Origin of the sequence: Tenacibaculum sp., from assembly GCF_048269885.1 — a bacterium.
Taxonomy (GTDB): domain Bacteria; phylum Bacteroidota; class Bacteroidia; order Flavobacteriales; family Flavobacteriaceae; genus Polaribacter.
Map to the genome: position 1 here is coordinate 1 of NZ_JBLWTZ010000027.1, position 24,077 is coordinate 24,077.

29 protein-coding genes are annotated in these 24,077 nt (G+C 31.8%); 17 read left to right on the top strand and 12 right to left on the bottom strand.

What is annotated here, in order from left to right; genetic code table 11:
* Positions 1 to 205: 205 nt before the first annotated feature.
* The 10 genes from ACN0WY_RS15470 to ACN0WY_RS15515 form a co-directional block, all read right to left on the bottom strand.
* Entirely contained in the window at positions 206 to 379 is a 174-nt protein-coding gene (locus ACN0WY_RS15470; protein WP_417800938.1) for a hypothetical protein, read from the bottom strand.
* A 289-nt stretch (positions 380 to 668) separates the two neighbouring features.
* A complete protein-coding gene (gene rpsA, locus ACN0WY_RS15475; protein ID WP_330486750.1) occupies positions 669 to 2,438 on the bottom strand; it encodes a 30S ribosomal protein S1 in 1,770 nt (589 codons plus the stop codon).
* 319 nt (positions 2,439 to 2,757) lie between these two features.
* The gene (locus ACN0WY_RS15480; RefSeq protein WP_330486751.1) at positions 2,758 to 3,222 is read right to left on the bottom strand and encodes a helix-turn-helix domain-containing protein; all 465 of its coding nucleotides are present in this window, start codon (positions 3,220 to 3,222) and stop codon (positions 2,758 to 2,760) included.
* A 186-nt stretch (positions 3,223 to 3,408) separates the two neighbouring features.
* On the bottom strand, positions 3,409 to 3,777 hold the full coding sequence (locus ACN0WY_RS15485) for a hypothetical protein (protein WP_330486752.1): 369 nt from the start codon (positions 3,775 to 3,777) through the stop codon (positions 3,409 to 3,411).
* A 156-nt stretch (positions 3,778 to 3,933) separates the two neighbouring features.
* The gene (locus ACN0WY_RS15490) at positions 3,934 to 5,250 is read right to left on the bottom strand and encodes a hypothetical protein (RefSeq protein ID WP_417800939.1); all 1,317 of its coding nucleotides are present in this window, start codon (positions 5,248 to 5,250) and stop codon (positions 3,934 to 3,936) included.
* A gap of 64 nt (positions 5,251 to 5,314) precedes the next feature.
* Entirely contained in the window at positions 5,315 to 5,932 is a 618-nt protein-coding gene (locus tag ACN0WY_RS15495) for an IMPACT family protein (protein ID WP_417800940.1), read from the bottom strand.
* Complete coding sequence (locus ACN0WY_RS15500; RefSeq protein ID WP_417800941.1) at positions 5,932 to 6,795, bottom strand: EamA family transporter; 864 nt, start codon at positions 6,793 to 6,795, stop codon at positions 5,932 to 5,934. Before ACN0WY_RS15500 ends, ACN0WY_RS15495 begins: the two co-directional genes overlap by 1 nt.
* Positions 6,792 to 7,403 (bottom strand): HAD-IA family hydrolase, encoded by a 612-nt coding sequence (locus ACN0WY_RS15505; RefSeq protein ID WP_330486756.1) that lies wholly within the window; start codon positions 7,401 to 7,403, stop codon positions 6,792 to 6,794. Before ACN0WY_RS15505 ends, ACN0WY_RS15500 begins: the two co-directional genes overlap by 4 nt.
* A complete protein-coding gene (gene ribD, locus ACN0WY_RS15510) occupies positions 7,396 to 8,454 on the bottom strand; it encodes a bifunctional diaminohydroxyphosphoribosylaminopyrimidine deaminase/5-amino-6-(5-phosphoribosylamino)uracil reductase RibD (protein ID WP_417800957.1) in 1,059 nt (352 codons plus the stop codon). The genes ACN0WY_RS15505 and ribD overlap by 8 nt, the downstream gene beginning before the upstream one ends.
* A gap of 1 nt (position 8,455) precedes the next feature.
* Positions 8,456 to 8,920, bottom strand: coding sequence for an LEA type 2 family protein (locus tag ACN0WY_RS15515; protein WP_417800942.1), 465 nt, complete (start codon positions 8,918 to 8,920; stop codon positions 8,456 to 8,458).
* Between the two features lie 52 nt (positions 8,921 to 8,972).
* Here ACN0WY_RS15515 and ACN0WY_RS15520 point away from each other — a divergent pair, with 52 nt between their 5' ends.
* The 8 genes from ACN0WY_RS15520 (at position 8,973) to ACN0WY_RS15555 (ending at position 12,773) form a co-directional block, all read left to right on the top strand.
* Positions 8,973 to 9,464 (top strand): GNAT family N-acetyltransferase, encoded by a 492-nt coding sequence (locus ACN0WY_RS15520; RefSeq protein ID WP_417800958.1) that lies wholly within the window; start codon positions 8,973 to 8,975, stop codon positions 9,462 to 9,464.
* A gap of 28 nt (positions 9,465 to 9,492) precedes the next feature.
* Positions 9,493 to 10,341: a peptide chain release factor N(5)-glutamine methyltransferase gene (gene prmC, locus ACN0WY_RS15525; protein ID WP_330486758.1), complete on the top strand. Its 849-nt coding sequence runs from the start codon at positions 9,493 to 9,495 to the stop codon at positions 10,339 to 10,341.
* A 213-nt stretch (positions 10,342 to 10,554) separates the two neighbouring features.
* On the top strand, positions 10,555 to 10,893 hold the full coding sequence (locus ACN0WY_RS15530; RefSeq protein ID WP_330486759.1) for a hypothetical protein: 339 nt from the start codon (positions 10,555 to 10,557) through the stop codon (positions 10,891 to 10,893).
* A gap of 37 nt (positions 10,894 to 10,930) precedes the next feature.
* Positions 10,931 to 11,305 (top strand): hypothetical protein, encoded by a 375-nt coding sequence (locus ACN0WY_RS15535; RefSeq protein WP_125067551.1) that lies wholly within the window; start codon positions 10,931 to 10,933, stop codon positions 11,303 to 11,305.
* Entirely contained in the window at positions 11,292 to 11,546 is a 255-nt protein-coding gene (locus tag ACN0WY_RS15540) for a hypothetical protein (RefSeq protein WP_417800943.1), read from the top strand. Before ACN0WY_RS15535 ends, ACN0WY_RS15540 begins: the two co-directional genes overlap by 14 nt.
* 276 nt (positions 11,547 to 11,822) lie before the next feature.
* A complete protein-coding gene (locus ACN0WY_RS15545; protein WP_330486761.1) occupies positions 11,823 to 12,152 on the top strand; it encodes a roadblock/LC7 domain-containing protein in 330 nt (109 codons plus the stop codon).
* Positions 12,153 to 12,196: 44 nt separating this feature from the next.
* The gene (locus ACN0WY_RS15550; RefSeq protein ID WP_330486762.1) at positions 12,197 to 12,571 is read left to right on the top strand and encodes a hypothetical protein; all 375 of its coding nucleotides are present in this window, start codon (positions 12,197 to 12,199) and stop codon (positions 12,569 to 12,571) included.
* 10 nt (positions 12,572 to 12,581) lie between these two features.
* Positions 12,582 to 12,773, top strand: coding sequence for a hypothetical protein (locus tag ACN0WY_RS15555; protein ID WP_330486763.1), 192 nt, complete (start codon positions 12,582 to 12,584; stop codon positions 12,771 to 12,773).
* A 6-nt stretch (positions 12,774 to 12,779) separates the two neighbouring features.
* Here the strand turns inward: ACN0WY_RS15555 and ACN0WY_RS15560 are convergent, their stop codons facing one another.
* A complete protein-coding gene (locus ACN0WY_RS15560) occupies positions 12,780 to 14,267 on the bottom strand; it encodes a PLP-dependent aminotransferase family protein (RefSeq protein ID WP_330486764.1) in 1,488 nt (495 codons plus the stop codon).
* 81 nt (positions 14,268 to 14,348) lie between these two features.
* On the opposite strand from ACN0WY_RS15560, the gene ACN0WY_RS15565 reads away from it, so the two are divergent.
* From ACN0WY_RS15565 to ACN0WY_RS15580, 4 genes are read left to right on the top strand one after another with little or no spacing between them, the layout of a single operon-like run.
* Entirely contained in the window at positions 14,349 to 14,870 is a 522-nt protein-coding gene (locus ACN0WY_RS15565; protein WP_417800944.1) for a DinB family protein, read from the top strand.
* Positions 14,871 to 14,876: 6 nt separating this feature from the next.
* Positions 14,877 to 15,536 (top strand): pyridoxamine 5'-phosphate oxidase family protein, encoded by a 660-nt coding sequence (locus ACN0WY_RS15570; RefSeq protein WP_330486766.1) that lies wholly within the window; start codon positions 14,877 to 14,879, stop codon positions 15,534 to 15,536.
* Between the two features lie 38 nt (positions 15,537 to 15,574).
* Positions 15,575 to 16,492, top strand: a complete 918-nt coding sequence (locus tag ACN0WY_RS15575; protein ID WP_417800945.1) for an ATP-grasp domain-containing protein — start codon at positions 15,575 to 15,577, stop codon at positions 16,490 to 16,492.
* Positions 16,476 to 17,162 (top strand): hypothetical protein, encoded by a 687-nt coding sequence (locus tag ACN0WY_RS15580; protein ID WP_417800946.1) that lies wholly within the window; start codon positions 16,476 to 16,478, stop codon positions 17,160 to 17,162. Before ACN0WY_RS15575 ends, ACN0WY_RS15580 begins: the two co-directional genes overlap by 17 nt.
* A gap of 73 nt (positions 17,163 to 17,235) precedes the next feature.
* On the opposite strand, the gene ACN0WY_RS15585 is transcribed toward ACN0WY_RS15580, so the two are convergent.
* Positions 17,236 to 18,078: an outer membrane beta-barrel protein gene (locus tag ACN0WY_RS15585; RefSeq protein ID WP_330486769.1), complete on the bottom strand. Its 843-nt coding sequence runs from the start codon at positions 18,076 to 18,078 to the stop codon at positions 17,236 to 17,238.
* 132 nt (positions 18,079 to 18,210) lie between these two features.
* On the opposite strand from ACN0WY_RS15585, the gene ACN0WY_RS15590 reads away from it, so the two are divergent.
* The 5 genes from ACN0WY_RS15590 to nhaA all read left to right on the top strand — a co-directional run bounded on the left by ACN0WY_RS15590 (position 18,211) and on the right by nhaA (position 24,077).
* Positions 18,211 to 19,392, top strand: a complete 1,182-nt coding sequence (locus ACN0WY_RS15590) for a THUMP-like domain-containing protein (protein WP_417800947.1) — start codon at positions 18,211 to 18,213, stop codon at positions 19,390 to 19,392.
* Positions 19,393 to 19,556: 164 nt separating this feature from the next.
* A complete protein-coding gene (gene fdhD, locus ACN0WY_RS15595; protein ID WP_417800948.1) occupies positions 19,557 to 20,360 on the top strand; it encodes a formate dehydrogenase accessory sulfurtransferase FdhD in 804 nt (267 codons plus the stop codon).
* Positions 20,361 to 20,461: 101 nt separating this feature from the next.
* A complete protein-coding gene (locus ACN0WY_RS15600; RefSeq protein ID WP_330486772.1) occupies positions 20,462 to 21,097 on the top strand; it encodes a hypothetical protein in 636 nt (211 codons plus the stop codon).
* 11 nt (positions 21,098 to 21,108) lie between these two features.
* Positions 21,109 to 22,632: a hypothetical protein gene (locus ACN0WY_RS15605; RefSeq protein WP_417800949.1), complete on the top strand. Its 1,524-nt coding sequence runs from the start codon at positions 21,109 to 21,111 to the stop codon at positions 22,630 to 22,632.
* A gap of 113 nt (positions 22,633 to 22,745) precedes the next feature.
* Positions 22,746 to 24,077 carry a Na+/H+ antiporter NhaA gene (gene nhaA / locus ACN0WY_RS15610; RefSeq protein ID WP_417800950.1) on the top strand — a complete coding sequence of 444 codons (1,332 nt, stop codon included), beginning with the start codon at positions 22,746 to 22,748 and terminating at the stop codon, positions 24,075 to 24,077.

Below are 24,077 nucleotides of genomic sequence, written 5' to 3' on the forward strand. Positions count from 1 at the left end.
AATACTATTAATATCAATTGAACTTGAGATTATAGTATTTATATTTTTTTGTACAACACAATCTAATTCTTCTTCTGTAACAGGTCTATCAGTAATATCACTCGAAAACTCAACATCATAAGTTGAAAGTTGTAATAATCCTGGTATTATCTATTATTCCTTTCGCCTGGAGTGTTTTATAGGAATTCTTTTTTTTAAAAAATTTTTAAGTAATTTTATTCGTTTTGGGTGCTATGTTCTTAAGAGAATTTTCAAACTTTTTTAATCCCTTTTCTTTTTGTGAATCTATTAAAAGATTATGGTTATCATCTTTTTGACATGCTTGATTTAAAGTTACCACCCCTAATAGCAATAATTTAATAGTAAATATTGCAAACATACCTTTTGCAAACTTATGTAATCTTTTTTTATCATTTTAAATTAATTATTTGCATTTGTTTTATTCAAATACAATTATTAGTAAATAGCCAATTAAAAAGAACGTGCGCAATTTTATAAACATTCTTTTTCGGAAAGAATAAATGAGGTGACTCACTTCATTTATTTATTACATTTATTTCTTATCAAGATAATTATAATAACAATAACTTCCAAAGGATTTAAATAGAAAGTAAAAACCGCTAAGCTTTACAGCTTAACGGTTTGTAATTTTTAAGAAGTTGTAAGGATTATTTTCCTTCCATTTTCTTCTTTAATTCAGCTAATCCACCGATGTCTCCTAAAGTAGTTTTTTCTACTTCTTGAGCTTTAGCAGCAGCAGCTTTGATGTTCTTTTGTTCTTCTTCTCTAAAGATAGAAGTATGAGAAACAACAATTCTACGGTACTCTTTACTAAACTCAGTTACTTGGAACTTTGTTTCGTCGCCTTTAGCTAATTTACCTCCGTCTTCTTTTTCTAAGAAACGAGTTGGAGCAAACGCTTCAACACCATCAGCAAATACTACAGTAGCACCTTTATCGTTTTTCTCTTTAATAGTACCTTCGTGGATAGATCCGATTGTATAAGTAGACTCATGAGCATCCCAAGGGTTATCTTGAGTTTGCTTGTGACCTAAGTTTAATTTACGGTTCTCTACGTCTAATTCTAACACTTGAACTTCTAATTGATCACCAACAGTTACGAAATCTGATGGATGCTTAATTTTCTTAGTCCAAGATAAATCAGAGATATATACTAATCCATCAATACCTTCTTCTAACTCTACGAATACACCAAAGTTAGTGTAGTTACGTACAGTACCAGTATGTTTAGAACCTACTGGGTATTTAGTAGTGATATCTGTCCATGGATCTGGGTGTAATTGCTTCATACCTAAAGACATTTTACGCTCTTCGCGGTCTAATGTTAAGATTTGAGCTTCTACTTCATCACCAACTTTTACGAAATCTTGTGCAGAACGTAAGTGAGTTGACCATGACATTTCAGATACGTGGATCAATCCTTCTACTCCTTCTTCAACCTCTACAAATGCACCATAATCAGCTAAAACAACTACTTTACCTTTTACTTTATCACCAACTTTTAAATCAGCATTTAAAGCTTCCCATGGGTGAGCAGATAATTGTTTTAATCCTAATTGAATTCTAGACTTGTTATCATCAAAGTCTAAGATTACTACGTTTAATCTTTGATCTAATTCAACAACTTCATTCGGGTGGTTGATACGAGACCAAGATAAATCAGTAATGTGAATTAATCCGTCAACACCTCCTAAGTCAACAAATACACCATAAGAAGTAATGTTTTTAACAACACCTTCTAATACTTGTCCTTTTTCTAATTGACCGATAATTTCACGTTTTTGATCTTCTAAATCAGCTTCGATTAACGCTTTATGAGATACTACTACGTTCTTAAATTCGTGGTTGATTTTCACCACTTTGAACTCCATAGTTTTTTCTACATATTGATCGTAGTCACGGATAGGCTTCACGTCAATTTGAGAACCTGGTAAGAATGCTTCAATACCAAATACATCAACGATCATACCTCCACGAGTTCTACACTTAACAAAACCGTTAACGATTTCACCTGTTTCGTGTGCATTGTTAACACGATCCCAAGCTTTGATTACACGTGCTTTTTTGTGAGATAATACTAATTGACCAGAAGAATCTTCTCTTTTGTCAACCAATACTTCTACTTTGTCTCCAACAGCTAAATTTGGGTTGTAACGGAATTCGTTTAACGAAATTACACCTTCCGACTTAGAGTTAATGTCAATAATAGCATCACGATCTGTAATACGTACTACTTCACCTTCGATAACATCACGCTCGTTTACGAACCCTACAGTACCTTCTAAGGCTTTTTCAAATTCTTTTAATTTAGACTCATCAACTTCATCAATACCTTCTTCGTATTTATGCCAGTTAAACGTTGCTAAAAATTCTGCTGGATTTACAGCTTCTGCTGTGTTTTTTGTTTCTTCAGACATGTCTGAAATAAATATTTGTATCTTTTTGTTAACCAGATTTTTAACGATATTAACGCCAAGAGAAATTAAACTTAATAAATGTTATTTTCTACCTTTTCCAAATCTGTACTCGTAAAAAGGCGTGCAAATTTACGAATAATTATTGAAGTAACCTAAAATGTTTTGGTTTTTAGCGGGTTATAAAGGATTTTCACGCTACTTTAGCGTTCTACAGTGCTTCATCCAAAATCTTCTTAACGGCTCATTATATAATAATTGTAAAGCGATGTAAATTCACCCGTTAACCATTATTACTCATACCTGATTATGGAGATAGCTGTTACTTTTTTTTGTTTTTAAATTTCTTTTGAATCACTTTTTTTCTCCACTCTTCTCCAAAAAACTCAAAAGTATTAAGAGAATAGATACCAATTATTACAAACCATCCTAATGAAATCCACAAGGTAATTCCCCAGAAAAAAGCATCGTTAACTGCAAGTATTATTGGAACAATAATACTGAATAAAGCAATGGCTAAAAGTTTATAAAAACCTTGTAACTTTTGAATGTAAGCTTCTTCTTTTCTAATCTGACCTAACGCTTCTTTCTTATTTGAACCTTCAATATTTGTTTCAAAAACAGCTGCTAAAGATTTTAACGATTCTAATCCCGCATTTTCTCCGTTTTCTATTCTTTGAATAGTTCGGATGCTTAAGCCACTCATTTCCGCCAATTGTTCTTGAGACCAATGACGAGCAACTCTCATTTTTTTAAGGTCTCTTAAATTCATTGTGTTTGAATTCATTACTAATTGATTTTTGATTTTAGACAAAAATAAGGTTCAAAAACATGTTTGTGTTGACAGCAACCTGACAAATGTATGACAAGAATATGACAGTAATGAGCTATGCTACGAAGAGTTGCTTAAAACATCTTAAACGTAATAAAATCAAAACCGACAACTGGACTTTTGCTCTTAGTAATAAAGATATTAATAGTCATCCTCTTCCTCATCCACATCGGGTTTTAATAAAAATTTTAGTACAACTTTTTCATCCAACTTCATAAAATCGTTGTAAAGTATCTCAATGACTTCGCTTTTTGATTTTTTAGCTTTTAATAAATCATAGGCTTTAGTAGGTGAATCTTTTATAACATCTTTTACAAGCTCCTTCCCCATTTCTATAATTTCAGATTTAGAAAAACCATTATCCATAAAAGGTTTCACATTGGCTACAACACTGATGGCTGCTCCCTTACAAATATTTTCTTTAGTAGGAATTGCTTGAGGATTGCTTTGAGAAAATAATTGAAAAGAGAAAAAAGTAAATGCAATAATTAGTAGGTTTTTTAGTTTCATATTCAGTTTTTTTTAATTGTTACAAGGCTAAAATAATATATTTCAATTTATTATAATAATTTTTTCACTACCCGAAATCCTAACAATACATTACTTATTTACTTCCCTAATCTCTACTTTAAACAGGTTATCAAAAACCTCAAAAAAACACTTTAATTATTTAATTCCAGATTTCTTTTCCAAAACAGAAACTCTTTTCAGTAAAGATTTTAATAAGTTATTCTCTTTTTCTAACTTATCAATCTTTGAGCATTTAATTTCTAAAGTTTTTATTTTTTTCTCTTGTTGAATAGCATAAAGCGTTAACTCTTCAATTTTTTGCAATAATTTAGCATCCATTTCTCCAAGAAAAATTCCATTTTTTTCAACCTCTTTGGCACTTGGTATATCTTTTAAATGACCTTTATTCTTAATATGATTTTCTACTTCAAGAAGAGAGGGTAGCTTATAATCTTTATAGAATACAAAATCTGACCAGCCACTACTTTCTACCTTAATTTCTCGTGCTCCTATTGAACCTTCTACTGCTAACTTATGAGAACCTGTAGTAGTAGTCCCTACCCCTACATTACCAGTACTTCTAACTATGCTAATGGCATTATAATCATTACTGGTATCTGTAGTGTTTATATTGTTGACACCTATATTCAACACGTTCTTTATTCCGTCATAATTAATAAAGGCTCCTTGATAATTAACTTCTCCAAAACGAATATATCTAGATGTATTATAACCAAATATTCTAATATTTCCTTCGTTTACTTCTAACTTTTCTGTTGGTGCAGATGTTCCTATACCTACGTTTTTATCAGTATTAAAAGTTATAACACTAGGATTATCGTGTTGATTGCTATTTCCATAATTTATCCTTAAGCTTGAATCACCATCACTAGAAGTTTGTCTTACAATGGACCATAGATCATTATTTAATTCTCCATTTCCTTCCACTAAATTAATTGAAGAACCCCAAGTACCAGATGCGTCTGATATAATATCAAGTTGTGCATCAACGTCTTCAATTATTTGTGTTGAGTATCTAGTAGCTATTCCTGATTTTTTTTGCTGAACATGTAACTTAACACTTGGAGTAAGAGTTCCAACTCCTATGTTACCATTTACAGCTAAATGAGTACCTACTCCTATTACAGCATTAGGGTTAAAACCTATAGCTAATCCCCTATATTGAGATTTATCTCCTGTATCTGGTTGTAAATGAAGGGTGCTGTAGTATTTACCGTAATTACCACTTAAATCTGAATGCCTAGATAAAATCCAAGAGCGTCTAGTATTTATCCCTCCTGCTACTCCAAATTCAAGAGTTTGGTTTTGATTTTGATACAGTTGAAATATATTACCCCTATCAGTCTGAGAAGGGTAACTTGCTGATGAATCTTGTTTTTTTATTTCTTGTCCTTCTGCTTTTAAAATAATTCCTGTTAAAATAATAATAGCAATTTTGATTTTTGCTTTCATAATGATTTAAATTTATAATAATTTGTGTTTTCTCTATAGTAAATAGATTTTCAAAGATGTAAAATTACTCTATTTCCCTAATCTCTACTTTAAACAGGTTATCAAAAACCTCAAAAATACTTTCAGCTTCTTTTTTTCGTACCGAGATAGTGTACTCGCAGTCTAATTCTAATTTTTGATTAATGATATCTAGGTTTCGTTCTTTAATAATACGCTGTACTTTATTCATCATATCGTAACCAAATTTCAGCTTATAATGAATATCAATAGTTTTCTCTACAATCTCAGAAGCTTCTAAAGCTAATTGCGCAGAAGTTCGATAGGCGTTAATCAATCCTCCTACTCCAAGTTTAGTTCCTCCAAAATAACGTACCGAAACAATTAAGACATTGGTTACATCAAAAGATTGTATTTGTCCATAAATTGGTTGACCAGCCGAATTACTTGGTTCTCCATCGTCATTCGCACGAAAACGAACCTTATCTGTTCCTAACTGCCAAGCATAGCAATGATGACGCGCTGTATGGTGTTGTTTACGAAGTTCTTCTAATCGTTCTTTGATATCTTCTTCTGAAAAAACAGGAAAAGCATATCCAAAAAATTTGCTATTTCGGTCTTTAAATAAGGTTTCCTCAGAAGGCTTTGTAATCGTTTTGTAAGTGTCTTTTATCTCTTCATTCATTATGCCGAAACTACTAATAAAATACTAATTATAGCAAGCCCAATACCAATCCAGTTTTTTTTAATTAATTTTTCTTTAAAGAATGCAAGAGCAAATACGGTAGTTAAGATCACTATAGACACATTATTTATAGTAAAAACTGTAGAACTTTCAAGTCCTTTTGTTTGCAACGCTTTTAATAAAAACTCCATAGAGTAATAGTTAGGAATTCCTAAAGCAATCCCCCAGAATAGTGTTTTCCATTCAAAGCTGTTCTTTTTGCGTACAAACTTAACTACAAAATAGCACAAACCAAAAAGCAAAGCACACCCAAAAATAGTTGACAAAAACATTGGTACCGCTTCTTTAGGAACATAAGTTGTTTCCGTATATTTCAACAAGGTATCTATACTTCCTGAACCTAAAAAAAGTAATAATGGAAATAATAAGTTTTTAAATTGCACAGGAGAAGTATCACTCTTTGCTGAGGATAAATATACTGCTATCAATGCTAATATTATTCCTACAACTTTCACCAACCCTATGCTTTCGTTATACAAAAAGATCCCGATAATTACTGGAATTACTACCGACATTTTACCGGCTACTGATGCTACTGAAAGTCCATTTTTTTGAGCCGTAATTCCCATTACATTAAATACCGTAATAAATAAAAAACCTAAAATAAAGGCTCCTAAAAACCATGGTTGATCTGGTATATCAGCTATCGTTATTGAAGCCTCAGAATGTACAAAACCAAAAGACAGTGCTACTGCATAATTCAAAACAATAGCAGGTAAGGTATGTACTTTATAAATATCAAAAAGTTTAAAAATTACAAACAGTAAACTAGAAATAACAACACTGCAAATTAAATATATCACGCCGTAAACTCCTTTCTCTTTAGCAAATCAACTACATCTTCTGTTTTAGGACAATTATTCCACACATGAATTCCTAATGCTTGTGCCATATCGGTATTCTCTTTGGTATCATCTATAAAAAAGGTTTCTGTAGCTTCCAAATCATTTTCTCTTAGCACAAACTCAAAAATATCAGTATTGGGTTTTCTAAAATGAACTTCATGTGATAAGTAAAACTGTTCAAAACAACTTTTAAACTCATTGTACAACTCCTTGCCCCAATCATTTTGAATCCAAGAGATATGCATATCATTGGTGTTGCTTAGTAAAAATAATCGATACTGATTACTCGCTGCTAATTCTTTTAAAAAATTCAATCGATGTCTAGGGAAATCTAATAAAATAGCATTCCACGAGCGAATTAAATCTTCTCTTGGAATATTGAATTTATCCTGAAAAAAGGACACAAATTCATCTGTAGAGATCAATCCCATTTCATACTGATGATACTGTTGCATCATCTCTTCTGAGATTTCAGTTATACCTAAACTTGTCAACTCTTTATATGTTGCTTCTTTGTCTAAATTGATGAACACATCACCAAAATCAAAAATGATGTTTTTAATCATTCCTATACAGTCTTAAAATATCGTTAGCTACTTTTTCTTCGGAAGATAACTCAGCGTTAAAATTTGGACGCTTTACCCCTTCTCCAAAAACTACATCCCCTATAAAAACCCTAGCTTCATCCCATAAATTTGCAGTAATAAATGTTTCTAAAGTTTGCCTCCCTCCTTCAATAATAACCGATTGAATTTGGTGTTTATACAATATACCGCAAATTTGTTCTGCAACTGGCGAAGAAAAATCGATGTGCTCGTAAGTAAGTGCATGAGACTTCTCACTATCGTTCGAAATGACACGTTGTTTTTCTTCTGTTATAATTATTGTTTGTACGTTTTTATCAAAAACAGTTACCTCTAACGGAATTCGCAAGTTTTTATCAATAACAACTCTTACCGGATTATTTCCTTTCCAACTACGAACTGTTAGTGACGGATTGTCTGCAATTACCGTATTCGTTCCAACTAAAATAGCATGTTCTTCACTACGCCATTTATGGACTAATTGTTGAGAATATTGGTTGGAAATCCATACTGGCTTTTGCTCATCTTTTATTAACGGAGCTATAAAGCCGTCTTTCGTTTCAGCCCATTTTAAAATGATGTAAGGACGCTGTTTGTCTTGAACAGTAAAAAAACGTTTATGGTGTTCTAAACATTCTTTTTCACAAACACCTACGGTAACATTTCTACCCGCTTTTTTAAGTCGTGCAATCCCCTTACCTGCTACTAAACTGTTTGTATCTACACATCCTATAACAATATTAGGTATTCCTTTCTCTAGTATTAAATCTGCGCAAGGAGGTGTTTTTCCATGATGCGAACAAGGTTCTAACGTAACATAAATAGTTGCTTCTTTAAGTAATTCTTGATCTCGAACAGCGTTTATAGCATTGACTTCTGCATGAGGGCCTCCATAAGCGGAGGTAAACCCCTCTCCTATTATTTTGTTATTATGTACGATTACAGCTCCAACAGATGGATTTGGTCTTGTTGTTCCTATTCCTTTTTTAGCTAATTCCAGGCAGCGTACTATGTAAAATTCATGATTCATAATGCTAGAATTTAATTTTTACAGTTGCTACTTTATCTATAGGATATACATGTGAAAACCCTAAAACTTTATATTTTAAATCTCCTTTAAAATGAATTTTCAAACGTTGATTTATCAACGAGTTTAAAATCCCTCCTAAAATTCTGTTTTTATTATTTTCAAATACTCTTTTTGAAGGAATTACCACTTTTAACGGAATATGAAATTCTTTACGAGCTGGAACTTTAAACTCTTCAGAAGAAACCTGTGCTACTTTTACTTCATCTATTAATACTTTAATTTCATCAGTAGTTATTGTACCGCCTATATCGTTTGGGTTTTCAAAATAAGCATTAGCACCAACTCTAATCGTATCTGTAGCAGCAGATAGTAATTTTATATCATCAACTTTTAAAAAAATCGGTTTTTGTGTTACCGAACAACTAATTATTAGCGATAAAAAAGGAAAAAAATAAATGAATTTCTTCATGAAAACTCGTGTTTTTTTGGGTACTTTGCTCCTGCAAAAGTACTATATTCCTATGACACCATCTGATTTTATTATTAGAGAAATAAAACCACAAGATAATGCCCAAATGGCTAAAGTTATTCGTGATGTATTAATCGAGCTTGGAGCTCCAAAAGTAGGAACCGCCTATGAAGATAAGGCTACTGATGCAATGTATGAAACCTACGAAAAAGAAAGGGCTGAATATTTTGTTGTTGAATATAATGGTGTTGTAGTTGGAGGTGCAGGTTTCGCTCAATTAGATAATTTTGAAGGAAATATGTGTGAGCTTCAAAAAATGTACTTTTTACCAATAGCAAGAGGAAAAGGTATAGGAAGTAAATTAATAAACTTTTGTATGAATGAAGCAAAAAAACAAGGTTTTAAACAATGTTACTTAGAAACTTTACCCTATATGAAAGCGGCTACAGCTTTGTATAGAAAAAATGGTTTTATCGACCTAAAGAGTCCCTTAGGAAACACAGGACATTATTCTTGTAATGTATGGATGTTAAAAGATTTGTAAGATAATTCTATAAAAACAAACCTACACTATGCATTTAAAACAATACAAATCGTATTTCTCGGAACAATTAACCCCAGTTTACCCTCAAACAGAAATTGATACTTTTTTCTTTTTATTACTAGAGGCGTATTTAGGCGTAAAACGTTTAGACTTAGTATTGCAACCTGACCTTGAAATTTCTTCAGATAAAAAAATGCTGTTAAATAAAGCTTTAACACGACTACTAAAAGAAGAACCTATTCAATATATCATAGGGGAAACAGAATTCTACGGACTTCCTTTTAAAGTAACAAAAAACACCTTAATTCCTCGACCAGAAACAGAAGAACTCGTTGAATGGATTATTAAGAAAACAGAACAAAGCCATAAACAATTATCTATTCTCGATATTGGCACAGGAACAGGCTGTATTCCTATTTGTTTAAAAAAACATATCCCCACTGCAAATATAAGCGCTATTGATGTTTCTAAAGAAGCTGTAAACATAGCAAAACAGAATGCAAAATTGAATGGAGTTGAAATCTCTTTTATAAGCCAAGATATTTTAAAGACTAAAGAACTAAGCAGTACCTTTGACATTATTGTTTCGAACCCTCCTTATGTTCGTGAATTAGAAAAAGTAGAAATAAAGAATAACGTATTGAGAAACGAACCACACTTGGCTTTGTTTGTTGCAGATGACAACCCGTTACTTTTTTATAAAAAAATTGCCAGTTTAGCTAAAAATAGCCTATCAGAAAACGGACTTCTGTTTTTTGAAATCAACCAATATCTTGGTTCAGAAACGGTTGCTATGCTAACAAGTAAAGGGTTTACACAAATTGAACTTCGAAAAGACTTATTTGGAAATGACCGAATGATTAAAGCAGCTTTGTAAACTCCCCAACGTACGATTACATTAAGTAAACAACAACCCAAAAAGCCTGTCTTTAAGAGCTTCTTTATTGAGAAATACTTAATAGAAAAGCTTAAATTGTTTTTTTTAATCATTTTTTTAACAAAAAAAACACTTTTTTTTAACGCAAACAGCTTTTAAAGTTTTTTTTCAACGATAAAAAAGTTTATATTAGCTGTAAAAGTTAGATAAAAATTGGATTTACAAAAATTACTTTTAGAAACTAAAACTACTGCCATTTATCTTATTGATAACGAAGGGAAAATTGTCGATTTTTATCCTCATGATAACGACTTGGTAGAAATCAAAGACAAAATAGCCGCTTTTGATGCTGTTATTTTTAACATGTCTAGCAACTTTTTTAATCTATTCTTTAAAACAGCATTAAATGAAATGATTTTAAAGTCAGATAAGGAAGCCCTATTGTTATTTAAATACAAAGAATATGTACTGTGTTTTTTAGCTGATAAAAACACCAACATAGGCCTTTTAAACTTAATGTTTAAAAAAGAAACAAATACCATTAACATTTAATAATTATTACTTAACCTAACCTAACCCCCCGGAATTTATGGAAAAAATCCTAACCGACTTAGTTCAAAACGTAAAAGAAAATATACCTGGGTATATTGCAATTAGTGTAGCTGAAATAGCTTCAGGAGAATCTTTAGCATCCGATTCTGCCGACTCAAATTTTGACCCTGCTTTAGCTTGTGCTTATAATGTAGAAATTATAAATGCTAAGCGTAAAGCTATAGACATCTTAGGTCTAAAAGAAAACCTTAATGATATTCATTTTAAACTTGATAATCATATTCATGTTGTAGATATGTCTCCAAGCGGAGAGTATTTTATTTACTTAGCTGTTGATTCTAACAGAGCTAATTTAGCGCTTACCAGAACAATGCTAAAAAAATATAAAGCAGAATTAAATGAAGTCTTATAAAGCTATTGATATCAAAAAAATAAATATCGATGGTGAGTTTCAAAAATACATATGTTTTTTTCAAAATGAATACAAAACTAAAGTGTTGTTAAATGAGTCAGCTATCGATTATAATGAAGCTCCTAACATAAACAATGTTAACGATTTAAAAAATGCTGTTTATGATTTCTTTTTTGAACCTAGATTTGAGAATGTTCTCGATTTGGTAAAATTTAAAAAACAAAAAGCAAAAGACGATTAACTTAAAAAAGACTAGATAAAAATCTAGTCTTTTTTTATTTCCAAGTCCCTAAAACAACCATATGTATAAAATTTTGCAGTACTTTAGCTCTCTATTAACTAGTTGTTTTTTACACAGATAAAACTGTTAAAAAAATCACAAAGAAACATTTCTGAAAAAAAATAATGAAATAACGTCTTATTTTTGTGACCCTTTAAAAAAAAGGGTGTCCTAAATAGAGAAGGGGTGTCCTAAATAGAGAAGGGAGACATAAAAACAAAAGAATAGTCATACTTAATGGGGGAAGTAAACTTACAAACTTTAATAGAAGAGTCAGAAGCTGATAAAGGAATCGTTTTTGACTCTAATGGACAAGTAGTTGATTCTTATAATATTTCTAAAGAAAATAATGTAGCAGCAATGGCAAGCGTCATTGTAACGATGGCTCATGAGTTTTTCCAAGATGCTTTAGAATCTGAAAGCCTTAATCAGTTAGTTTTAACTTCAAACGAAGGATTGGTAGTTATAAACAAATACGACAACAATCATATTGTTTGTCTGTTGGCTGATGATGTTTCTAAAGTAGCTATGATTAAACTAACACTTAAAAGTGTAACCCTTCAATAAATACAGAGTCTTTTTTTAATTAATTATTATAACAACTATTTACAATGAAAGAAATTATCAATGATTTTATCGAAAACTTAAAAAATAATGTTCCTGGGTTTGTTGCAGTTTCAATAACAGATGTAGGTTCTGGTGAAGCGTATGATTCATTTACAGCTAACCCTGATTTTGATCCAAATTTAGCCTCTGCTTATAACTTAGGCGTTGTTAAAGCTAAATTAAAAGCTATTGAAGCATTAGGGTTAAATGAAGAAATTCAAGATATTACGATTACTTTATCTAGCCAAGTACACATTATCAATATTGCACCTAGTGGTACTTATTTTGTTTACTTAGCTGTAGATTCAAAAGAAGCTAACTTAGGAATCACTAAAGCTTTATTAAACAAATATAAAGTAGAGTTAAATAACGCATTATAAAAATATAACTGTGAAAAACACGAATCATTTATCTATAGACAAGCCTTTAAAAAAACACCTAAACCAAACGCTTAAAGAGTTTCGTAAATGTAGGTTCTCTGAAGGTGAATTAACATCAGAAGGAAAGAAAAGTAAAGACTTTTTCGGGTTCTTATTTAAAGAATACGACAGTATGAATGATTTAGTTAAAGATATGTTTTAAAAGTGCTTAATAGGCACTTTTTTTTATGCTCTTAAATGTTAGTACTAACCGTTCTATTAACAGCTTTATTTCCGTATCATTATAACTTGCAAAGCCAATTCGTATAGCGTTGTGCTTTTTATTGGCTAAATCGTATCGCTTCCACTCTCCTACTTCAAGTTTATACTTCCTTGCTTCTTTTGCTACTTCATTCCAAGAATACTGTTTATTCAATTCAACCCAAATAGCCATCCCTCCTTTTGGCAGCTCAAATTGAAAATAAGCGCCCAATCTTTTTTGTAACAGCTTACAAAATAAATTTCGACGATGTAAATATACCTTCATTACTTTTCGTATGTGCCTATCTAAATCTCCAGACTTAATAAATTCGGCAAAAGTTACTTCTAACAAAGCATCTCCTTGCCTATCAACATAACCTCTTAATTTCGCGGCTTCTTTTACAAAATCCTCGGTAGCTACCAAATATCCAACCCTAAAAACAGGTGCTACCGTTTTACAAACAGAACCTATATATATCACATTTCCAGACATATCATGACTTGCTAATGGTAAAATTGGAGCATGATTATAGTTAAAATCATAATCATAGTCGTCTTCAATAATGGCAAAATTATATTTCTCCGCTAAGTTTAATAAGTAAATTCTCCTATCAGCCGACAAAGTAACCGTTGTGGGGTGATGGTGATGTGAAGTTACATAAACAGCTTTTACAGACTGCTCCTTACACAATCTTTCTATCTGATCAATTGCAAGACCGTTTTCATCAACTGAAACCCTCTTAATTTGTGCCTTTTGATGCCGAAAGGTCATATCGGCAGAAGAATAGTTCGTTTCACCAACCACAATAACATCTTTTTCTTTTAAAAGCAATTGAGAAGACAACCACATCCCCATTTGACTACCACGGGTAATTAAAATATTTTCTTTAGAGATCTCCATCCCTCTAGAAGTGTTTAAATACACAGCCAGCACTTCTCGTAATTTTTCATTTCCTTGTGTTGTACTGTAATCTAAAAACGTATAAACATGCTTTCTTGAAGCTATTTTTCGGTAAATTCTAGCAATTTCTTCTGTTGGCGCAAGCCTTGTATCTGACGTACCATCATTTATATACATAACCCCTTCTATCTTTTCCGTTTTTTTCTCTAACAGATGATTGTTTTCATAAAAAGCAAATCCCGAACGCTGTTTTTTCAATGTTTTAGGAGCATTGACCCATGTTATTTTTTGAATAAGAGGTAAGCTCTTATTAACAAAAGTTCCTTTTTTAGGAATAGTTTCTACCCAGCCCTGTAACATCAACTCTTCATAACAAGCAACCACTGTTTTCCTATGTATCAACAGCAAATCAGCTAATGTTCTTGAGCCCAATAATTTTGTTCCAGGCATAAGTTTTCCTTCTCTAATTAGCAATATAAATTGATTTGCTAACTGTAAATACAATGGTTCTTTAAGACTCTTACTTAGTTTTAATGCAGTTTTATAAGGAAACATCTGGACTATTTATTATATTAAATCTGGATTAATTGAATAGACCATAAATATACTACATTTGATAGGCAAATAATCTAAGTAATGAAAAAACAAGAACTACAACCAACAGAATTTAATGAATTTTACGCTAGGTATATATCTAAAGTACCAGACAAAACTTCTTTAAAAAAGGGATTTGAAAATGACAAAGAAGCTGTAATAACGTTTTTTTTATCTATTCCAAAAGACACGCTAGAATATCGGTATCAACCACAAAAGTGGAGTATAAAAGAAGTATTACAACACATAATTGACACCGAACGTATTTTTATGTATCGCCTACTTCGAATTGCTAGGAAAGATATGACCCCTTTGGAAGGTTTTGATCAAAACACATACATAAATCCCTCTGGTGCACACAACAAAACAATAGATAGTCTCTTAGAAGAATTTACAACAACTCGATTGTATTCAATCAACTTACTAAATAGCATTTCTTATGAAAATTTATGCAACATAGGAATTGCCAACAATTCACCAATCTCAGCAAGGGCTTGTGCTTTTATTTTGCTAGGACATAGTATTTGGCATATGGATATTATTAAAGAACGTTATTTAAAATAAAATTTCATGCAAGAATATCAAAAATCAAAACTTAATAGAGTTAAAAGAGGGCAAAAAAGAGCCGTTTATGATGTTGAAAAAATCAACGCTATTTTAGATGTTGGGTTTATTGGTTTTGTAAGTTATACCTATGAAGGAAAAGCGATTTCCTTACCGATGGCTTACGGCAGAAAAGGAAATAAAATATACCTCCACAGCTCACAAGCGAATAGGATGTTGTTATCGCTTTTAGATGCTGGAGAAATGAGTATGACAGTAATGCATTTAGATGCATTAGTTCTCGCGCGTTCAGGATTACATCATTCTGTAAACTATAGGTCTGCTACATTGTTCGGTTCAGTAAAAAAAATTAAAGAGCCTAAAGAAAAAGAAGCCGCTTTGCATTGCTTTATGGAACATATGATGAAGGGCCGTTGGAATGATATTAGACCTATGAAACCTGAAGAACTTGATAGAACATTGGTAGTAGAAATGACCGTTAAAACTGCTTCTGCAAAAATTAGAGATGTTGGAGTTAGCGATGAACCCGAAGACGAAACGTTACCTATTTGGGCAGGACTAATTCCATTAAAACAAATTGCGCTAGCTCCCATATCAGATGAAAAGCTACAAAAAAATATTAAAGTACCTAATCACGTAATAGAGTATTATAATATGCATAAATAAGCACTTTATAACTCTAAAAATAACGTTACATTGCATCTATGAAAAAATATGATGTTATTATTCTTACAGATAAGAGGTATGTAAACCCTCCAAAGCTTAACAACTATATTCAAAATGTGTTAGATGAAGATAATTACGTAAAAAAAGCACTTGAAAACCAAGGATTAACAGTCGATCGCCTCTCATGGGATGATGCTACTTTTAATTGGACTACCACTAAATATATTTTATTTAGAACTACTTGGGATTATTTTGATCGGTTTTCTGAGTTTTCAACATGGCTAAATACCGTTAGTAAACAAACAACTCTATTAAATTCAGAAAAAATTATTCGCTGGAATATTGATAAACACTACCTACAAGATTTACAACAAAACGGAGTGCATATTTGTGAGTCTTACTTCATTGAAAAAAGTACTCAAACCACATTACAAGAACTTTCTCAAAAGTATAATTTAAACGATTTTGTTTTAAAACCATGTATTTCAGGTGCTGCGAGGCACACTTATAAAATCAGTTTAGAGAATATACACGAATACGAAGAGACTTTTTCTACGCTAATTGATAAAGAAGCTATGATTATTCAACCTTTTCAGTACCAAATAGTTGAAAAAGGAGAAATTTCATTAATGGTTATGAACGGTAAGTTTACGCATGCTGTTTTAAAAACAGCCAAATCAGGAGACTTTAGAGTACAAGACGATTTTGGAGGTTCAGTGCACAATTACACACCTACCGATGAAGAAATTTTGTTTGCTGAAAACGCCGTAAAAGCCTGCATAGAAACTCCTATTTATGCACGTGTTGATGTTTTTACTGATAATAATGGTAAATTAGCTATTGCAGAACTCGAATTAATAGAACCCGAACTTTGGTTTAGAAACCATCCTGCTGCTGCAGATGAACTAGCCCTAGGAATTAAACAATTAATAATCAAAAATGAAGAAATTAGTTAAAATATTAGGAACACTATTGCTAATTAGCGCTATTGTATTAGCTGTTTTTTATTTTAAAAATAACGAAAGTCTTCCTACTGGTGAGCAAGGTCCTAAGGCAGATGCTTTGGCTACTAAAATGCTTAAAGCATTGGATTATGAAGCGTATAAAAACACTCGTTTTATTGAATGGAGTTTTAGAGGAAAGCATTTTTATAAATGGAATAAAGAAAAGGATATAGTTGAAGTATCTTGGGAAACCAACAAAGTGACTTTGTTTACAAAAACACCTGAAAAAAGCATTGTATTAGTGAATGAAAAGCAAGTGAACAACAACGAAATACTACAAAAAGCAATAGATTATTTTAACAATGATAGCTTTTGGTTAGTAGCTCCTTACAAAGTTTTCGAGAACGGAATTCAGCGCCGAATAGTATCCTACAAAGGTAAAGAAGCTTTATTAGTTACTTATACTACAGGAGGGTCAACACCAGGCGATTCTTATTTATGGATTTTAGAGGAAAACGGTCGACCAACTAGTTATAAAATGTGGGTTTCTATAATTCCTACTGGTGGAATGGAAGCCACTTGGAGTGATTGGATAACAACAGAATCTGGGGCAATATTACCGACAAAGCATGAAATGCCAGTGGGCACACTAAATATGGGAAATGTAAAAGCTTATAATTAACATTATTGAAACTTAAAAACACTAAAAAAGAGCAGCAAAATTGCTGCTCTTTTAATTTTATATAATACAGAAATTATTTTCCGAAATAAAAAGTTGCTCCAATATTAATTCCAAAAGAAGAATAAGGAACCTTTTGAGATAATTGTTTTTCTCCAGCTGGATTAGCACCTAAAGGTAACTCATCTACATACTCAATATTTTTATTAAACACAGGAGCCAAAGCAGCATACTCTGGGTGAGCTGCAAAAATAGCTTTAACCTGCTCTATAGATCTTGGCTGACCATTAACATTTGCAGAAAATTCAGTAATCTCAGAAGAGTCTCTTGTTACACTAACTCCCATATACTCTAGTTCAGCAAAAATAGACACTTTATTGCTTAAGTCATACTTATACCCTACAGCTCCAATAAAACCTAAAGGAAGTCTTCCTTTATAGTCTTGCGTATAATCTACATTCAACATTTCAGTTTGAGATAATGCGATGTTTATGTTTCCATCAGATTCAGTTCTACCACCTACTTTAATTAACGCTCCAAAACGACCGTAAATATTGTTTGTAAACTTATACACTAAAGAAGCTGAAGCACCGTAAGCCTTTCCTCTAGCCTCGATATTAATATACTGTGCTTGTGCTGGTAAATCTACTAAAACAGAAGTTTGATCCGCTCCATTTAAATACCCAACACCAATTTCAACACCAAAAGTGTCATTAAAAAAATACCCCCCTCTTAGTTGAGTATGCATCCCTTCACCATAACTACCGTAAGTGTTCTCTACCCCAGCAGTGGTTGTTTCTGTTCCAAACCTTACTCCTGCACTAGATATTGAATATCCTCCACTAGCAGAAACATAAAATTGGGCACTTGCACTTACTGTTGCTAACATCATAGCAAACATTAAAATACTTTTTTTCATAATAAATTATTTGTTAACTTTAAATTGATAATAAGTAAACAAACGTAGTAAAAATCTAGGATTAACAAGACTTTATAACTGTTAAATTATTAGTATTATTGCGGTCAAAAGCGCTCTAAAAACACTTCTTTTTTGAATACAAATATTTTACATACTGAAACTCAGAGTTATATTAATAACAACTTAAAAGTTAACATAGAACAATTTATTTTTAAAGGAAGCCCCTTTAAAAATATTTCTATACAAGAATTGGCCAATCAAATTATAGCTAAACAAAAATCAGAAAAAAAATTACCTACTTGGTTTCATACAAAAAACATTTATTACCCCCCAAAACTAAGCATAGAGCAAACATCTTCTGAAGTAACTGCAAAATACAAGTCTAAATTAGTCAATGGAAATTCCTTAATCGACCTCACAGGAGGTTTTGGTATAGATTGCTATGCCTTTTCCAAGCAATTTAAAAAGGTGTTGCACTGTGAAATAAACAAAGAACTTTCAGAAATAGTTTCGCATAATTATAAGCAAATGAACGTTTCGAATATCAAAACTCTAGCTACAGACGGATTGGAGTACTTAAAAAAATCTTCTGAAAAATTTGACTGTATTTATATCGATCCTTCCCGAAGAAATGATACAAAAGGAAAAGTTTTTTTACTCAGTGATTGTTTACCTAATGTACCTAAAAATTTAGATTTTTTATTTGAAAAATCGAATACAATACTTATTAAAAACTCTCCTATTCTAGACATTACTTCAACTATTAACGAGCTAAAATATGTAACTGAAATTCATGTGGTCGCAGTGAATAACGAGGTAAAAGAGCTTCTTTTTTTACTAACAAAAGAAACTAAACAATCGGTTAAAATAACAACAGTTAACATACTGAAAAACAATACTCAAGAATTTTTCTTTGAATTAGGTTCCGATCTCAGTTTTGAATATTCAACACCTCTCCAATACCTCTACGAACCTAATGCTGCTATTTTAAAATCTGGAGGGTTTAACCAAGTGGCGAGCCAACAAAAAGTAAACAAACTACACCAACACTCTCATCTCTATACTTCAGATAATTTAATTAAAGATTTTCCTGGCAGAATTTTTAATATTAACAACGTATTTGCTTACAATAAAAAAAAGATAAAAAAACAGATAACTGATACCAAAGCAAATATTACAACACGTAATTTTCCTAAAACTGTGGCTCAAATTAGAAAGGAAACAAAATTAAAGGATGGAGGAAATACCTACCTTTTTTTTACCACAAATCTTCACAACGAATTCATAGTTATTAGCTGTACAAAAATCAACTAGTACGTATACTATTATCTAAAATTTGTCGTTTACCTAATTGATAGAAGCCCCTATCGAAAAGTATGTTTTATTGTTTAGGGGTAATAAAACATACTAAAAGCCTTGATTCTTAAGAATCAAGGCTTTTCTTTTTACTCACTTTTTTATATACATTTGCTTTTATCATGAAACAAACACAAAGCTACCAATCTATTAAACTTTCTATGGACTCATTAGAAAAGTTTGATGATATTCTTGTTATAGAAGCCCCTTTACAAATAAACATCAATAAAGAACCGTATACTGTTGTTATGAGAACTCCTGGTAACGATAAAGAACTGATAAGAGGTTTACTGTATGCAGAAGACATTTATAAAAAACAAGATGATATAAAAGTAGAAATCATTAAAAATGAAAAAGATTTTTCTGCAATACTAAACATCGATCTTCCAAAAGAAAAATTAGGAAAAGGATACTTAAACAAACGTACCCTTTTGTCTGTTTCTTCTTGTGGTATTTGCGGAAAAAAAGAGCTAAGCGATTTAAAAATTAAAGGTAAAACACTAAAAAACACTCCCAAAGAAAACATTAAAGAGTTAACTGAAGTAATTAGGCGTATGTTTTTGAAAATGAACGACAAACAATTTTTATTTAAAACAACAGGTGGCAGTCATGCTTGTGCTCTTTTTAACAAAGAAGAAGAGCTGTTAACCATTAAAGAAGATATTGGTCGGCACAATGCGGTAGACAAATGTATTGGTGACCTAATTAACCAAAACAAGTTAAAAGAAACCAAGTATATGTTAGTTAGCGGACGCGTTTCTTATGAAATTGTATCCAAGGCTTTTTTAGCTAAAATACCGATAATAATTGCAGTTTCTGCTTGCTCTTCTTTAGCCGTAGATTTTGCTAAAGAATTTGGTATTTTCCTTATTGGTTTTAGCAGAAATAACAAAATGACCATTTATTCTACCCCACATAAGTTATAGAAACCATCAACTAAAAGCCCTATTATTTTCTCTAAAACACGCGTATTAAAAAAGATTTGTATTTTAGTGCTTTTAATAACTATTAATTAATCTACATACTTATGCCTTTTATAGAAGAAGAGAAGTTTAAGTTAATGCAAGAAGACTTAGACAACGCTAAATTAAAAAGAGAAGAAGCAGAAAGCGAATTAAGTAGCACACAAGAAGAATTAGCGGCACTAAAAAAGAGCTCAAAAACTTTGCCTATTTTCTTAGGGCTTCTATTAGGCCTTTCATTAGGAGCTGCATACTATTTTTACACAAATGGCGGTAGTAGCGCTATTAATAACATAGACATTGAAGCGGTAAAAAAGAAAGAAGCTTACAGGGTTTTAGATAGTATAAACAGAGCGCAAGCTAGGGCTGCTAGAAACACTGATGAACCAGATAGTAATTTTTCATCTAATTCTGATATAAATACAGCAACGATTGCAGAAGAGGTTGCCGAAAACACAGCCGGCCAAACAATCTACTCCGTTCAAATTGGTGTGCTTTCAGAAAATAAATACCCCTTATTATCTTCAGAAGTTATTCCTTCAACAGTTACTACAGAGAATGGCTACTTTAAGTATTCTCTAGGTTTATTTAGCACATTAGGTGAAGCTAAAGACCTACAAAAAGAATTAATAAAAATAGGATTTAGTGATGCTTTTGTAGCTTCATATATAAACGGAAAACGCCAAAAAATACATAATTAAATAACAATTTAATGCTTAACATTATTTTTAAAAGAGCACTCATAGTAAGTTTACTAATGAGTGTTCATTTTTTTTACGCACAAACAAGTACGGTTCCTGAACAAAAAACACAGTTAGGATTTGGTCAAATTGATTTTTTATCGATTAAAATGCCTGAAGGAGAGCAAAATATGGACTATACAGGGGTTCATTACAACCTAAAGTTAAATAACTGGAGTTATGCAGGAGTGGGGTTATATGGAGCTGTAGGAGGTATTAGAGGAGGTTTTTTTACATTAGGTGTAAATGCAGGAATTCAACAGAAAATAACCGATAAACTTTTTATGGATGCAGGAATTCACTTTGGTGGCGGTGGTGGTGCATCAGCTCCTGATGGCGGAGGTGCTTTTATACTTCCCCACCTCAATTTAGGATACGATTTTAAACACTTTTCTGCAACAGCAGGCTACAGTTATGTTGACTTTTTTGATGGAGGTACCATTAATAGTAGCCAATTAAATGTGGCAGTACAAATTCCTCTATCATTTAAAACTGCAAGATTTGAAGACAGAGAAACTACTTTTTCTGTAGAAGCCCTAAAAAACACTTCTTGGAACACTTTAAGCAATAGAATTTCATTGCTGGTTCATTTAAATAATGCTAAAGTTACCAAAGGTTCTTATAAAGGAAATACAATCCGTTTAGCAGGTTTTGAATTAAATTCTTATCTTAGAGATGATTTTTTCTTTTTCGTTAAAGCAGATGGTGCTTATCACGGAATTAAAGCAGGATACATGGATGTTTTTCTTGGAGGAGGTTATCATTTGTCAATGAATAAAAATCGTACAAATATTTTAGCTAAATTTGGAGTAGGTGCTGGTGGCGGTGGCGGTGTAGATACCAAAGGAGGCTTTTTAATATATCCAGATCTCTCTATAGAACAAAAGCTGTTTGACAATGTGTATGCATCAATCAACAAAGGGTACTTAATGAGTCCGGATGCTCATTTCGTTTCCTCAACCTTTGGTTTTGGCTTAAAATATTATATGGATAGAGACGGTGTTTTATCTGATGAAAACGAATTTTCAGAAGGGACGTTTAAAGGGTTTGACGCAATTATTAAACAAGATTTATATTTAAACGCAGCTAGAGATGGTGGCTTTGATCAAAATATGCATCAAATATCATTACAGCTAAACTTTTTCTTAAACAAGTATTTATATGCGGCAGGTCAAACTTCTTTTGCTAACTTTGGTAACGCAGGAGCTTATGCTGAGGGAATTGTAGGTTTAGGAGTGCAAACAAATGACTTCTTTAATGGTAAAACCTCTCTTTTTGCACAAGTTTTAGGAGGTGCTGCTGGTGGTGGAGGTATTAGTACAGGACAAGGATTAATTGTTAAACCTAGTGTTGGAATTAATCAAAAGCTTGCTGATAACTTAAGTTTAAGATTAGGAGCAGGTTATGTGAAAGCTAGAGGAGGAAGTTTAAGTAATACTCAATTAAATTTAGGTATTTCGTATCGTTTTTCCTTCTTAAGTGTTAAAAAGTTTTAATAATTTAACTTTTCGTTAAAGTTTGATGAATTATCTTCGCTTTCTGAAACAAAAAAATAATACCCTTACTTTTTTGAAGTAAAGAAAGTAAGTTACAATCTATATATATAAACATGATAAAAAAGAGAATTATATCTCCACTTCAAAACTTTATAAAAACTGAAAGTGCTAGTGGTATCTTATTGTTGGCAGCTACTTTATTAGCCCTTATTTGGGCAAACTCTCCTTTTAGAGACAGTTACAATGCCTTATGGGAATACAAAATAGGTTTTAAATCTGAACACCTTGAATTGTACAAACCATTGATACTTTGGATTAATGATGGTTTAATGGCTGTATTTTTCTTTTTAATTGGATTAGAAATTAAAAGAGAATTCTTAATAGGAGAATTAAACTCTACCAAAAAACTAGCATTTCCTCTTTTTGGAGCGCTTGGTGGTATGTTATTTCCTATTTTATTCTTCTTTTTTTTAAACAAAAACCCTGATACAAGTCATGGATGGGGAGTTCCTATGGCTACAGATATTGCCTTTTCTCTAGCTGTTTTAAATACTCTAGGTAAAAAAGTACCATTAAGTTTAAAAGTCTTTTTAACCGCTTTTGCTATTGTTGATGATATAGGTGCTGTTCTAGTAATTGCATTATTTTATAGTACTAGTATAGATATTACTTTAATATCAATTGCTATAGGCTTATTAGCTTTTCTTTATTTTATTGCTCATAAAGGTTTTTATTCTCACTACGTAACTTTTATGTTTGGTGCGGTTATTTGGATTTTATTTTTAAAAGCAGGAATACACCCAACAGTTGCAGGTATTTTAATGGCTTTTGCTGTACCTATTAGACAAAAAGTACATACTCCTGAGTTTATAGCTAATTTATCACAAATTATGGAGAATATTAAAAACGCGAAAGTTGCTCCGAAACCAATATTATCAAAAGAGCAAGTTGCTGAAATAGACAACTTAGATCACTGGATAGAAGATTACCAATCTCCTCTTCAACTTTTAGAGCACAAATTACATGATTTAGTTGCCTATGCAATTATTCCAATTTTTGCTTTGGCCAATGCAGGAGTTTTAATAGATGGTGATGCCAACTTAGATACTTCCTTAATTATAAATATTGCCTTGTGTTTAATTTTAGGAAATAGTATTGGAATTACCACAATTATTACTACGGTTAAAAAACTTAAAATAATTGAAGTTCCTAAAGAAATAAATACTCAGCATATTGTTGGGGTATCATTTTTAGCAGGAATTGGTTTTACCATGGCAATATTCATTGCTAGTTTAGCTTTTGCTAAGAGTCCCGAATTCTTAGGTTCTGCTAAGATTGGTGTGCTTTTAGGCTCTCTTATTTCTGCAATCATTGGATATACAATTTTGAGATTTAATAAAAGTGATGATACCACTAATAACGAAAAAACATTAAGTTCTAGCTAG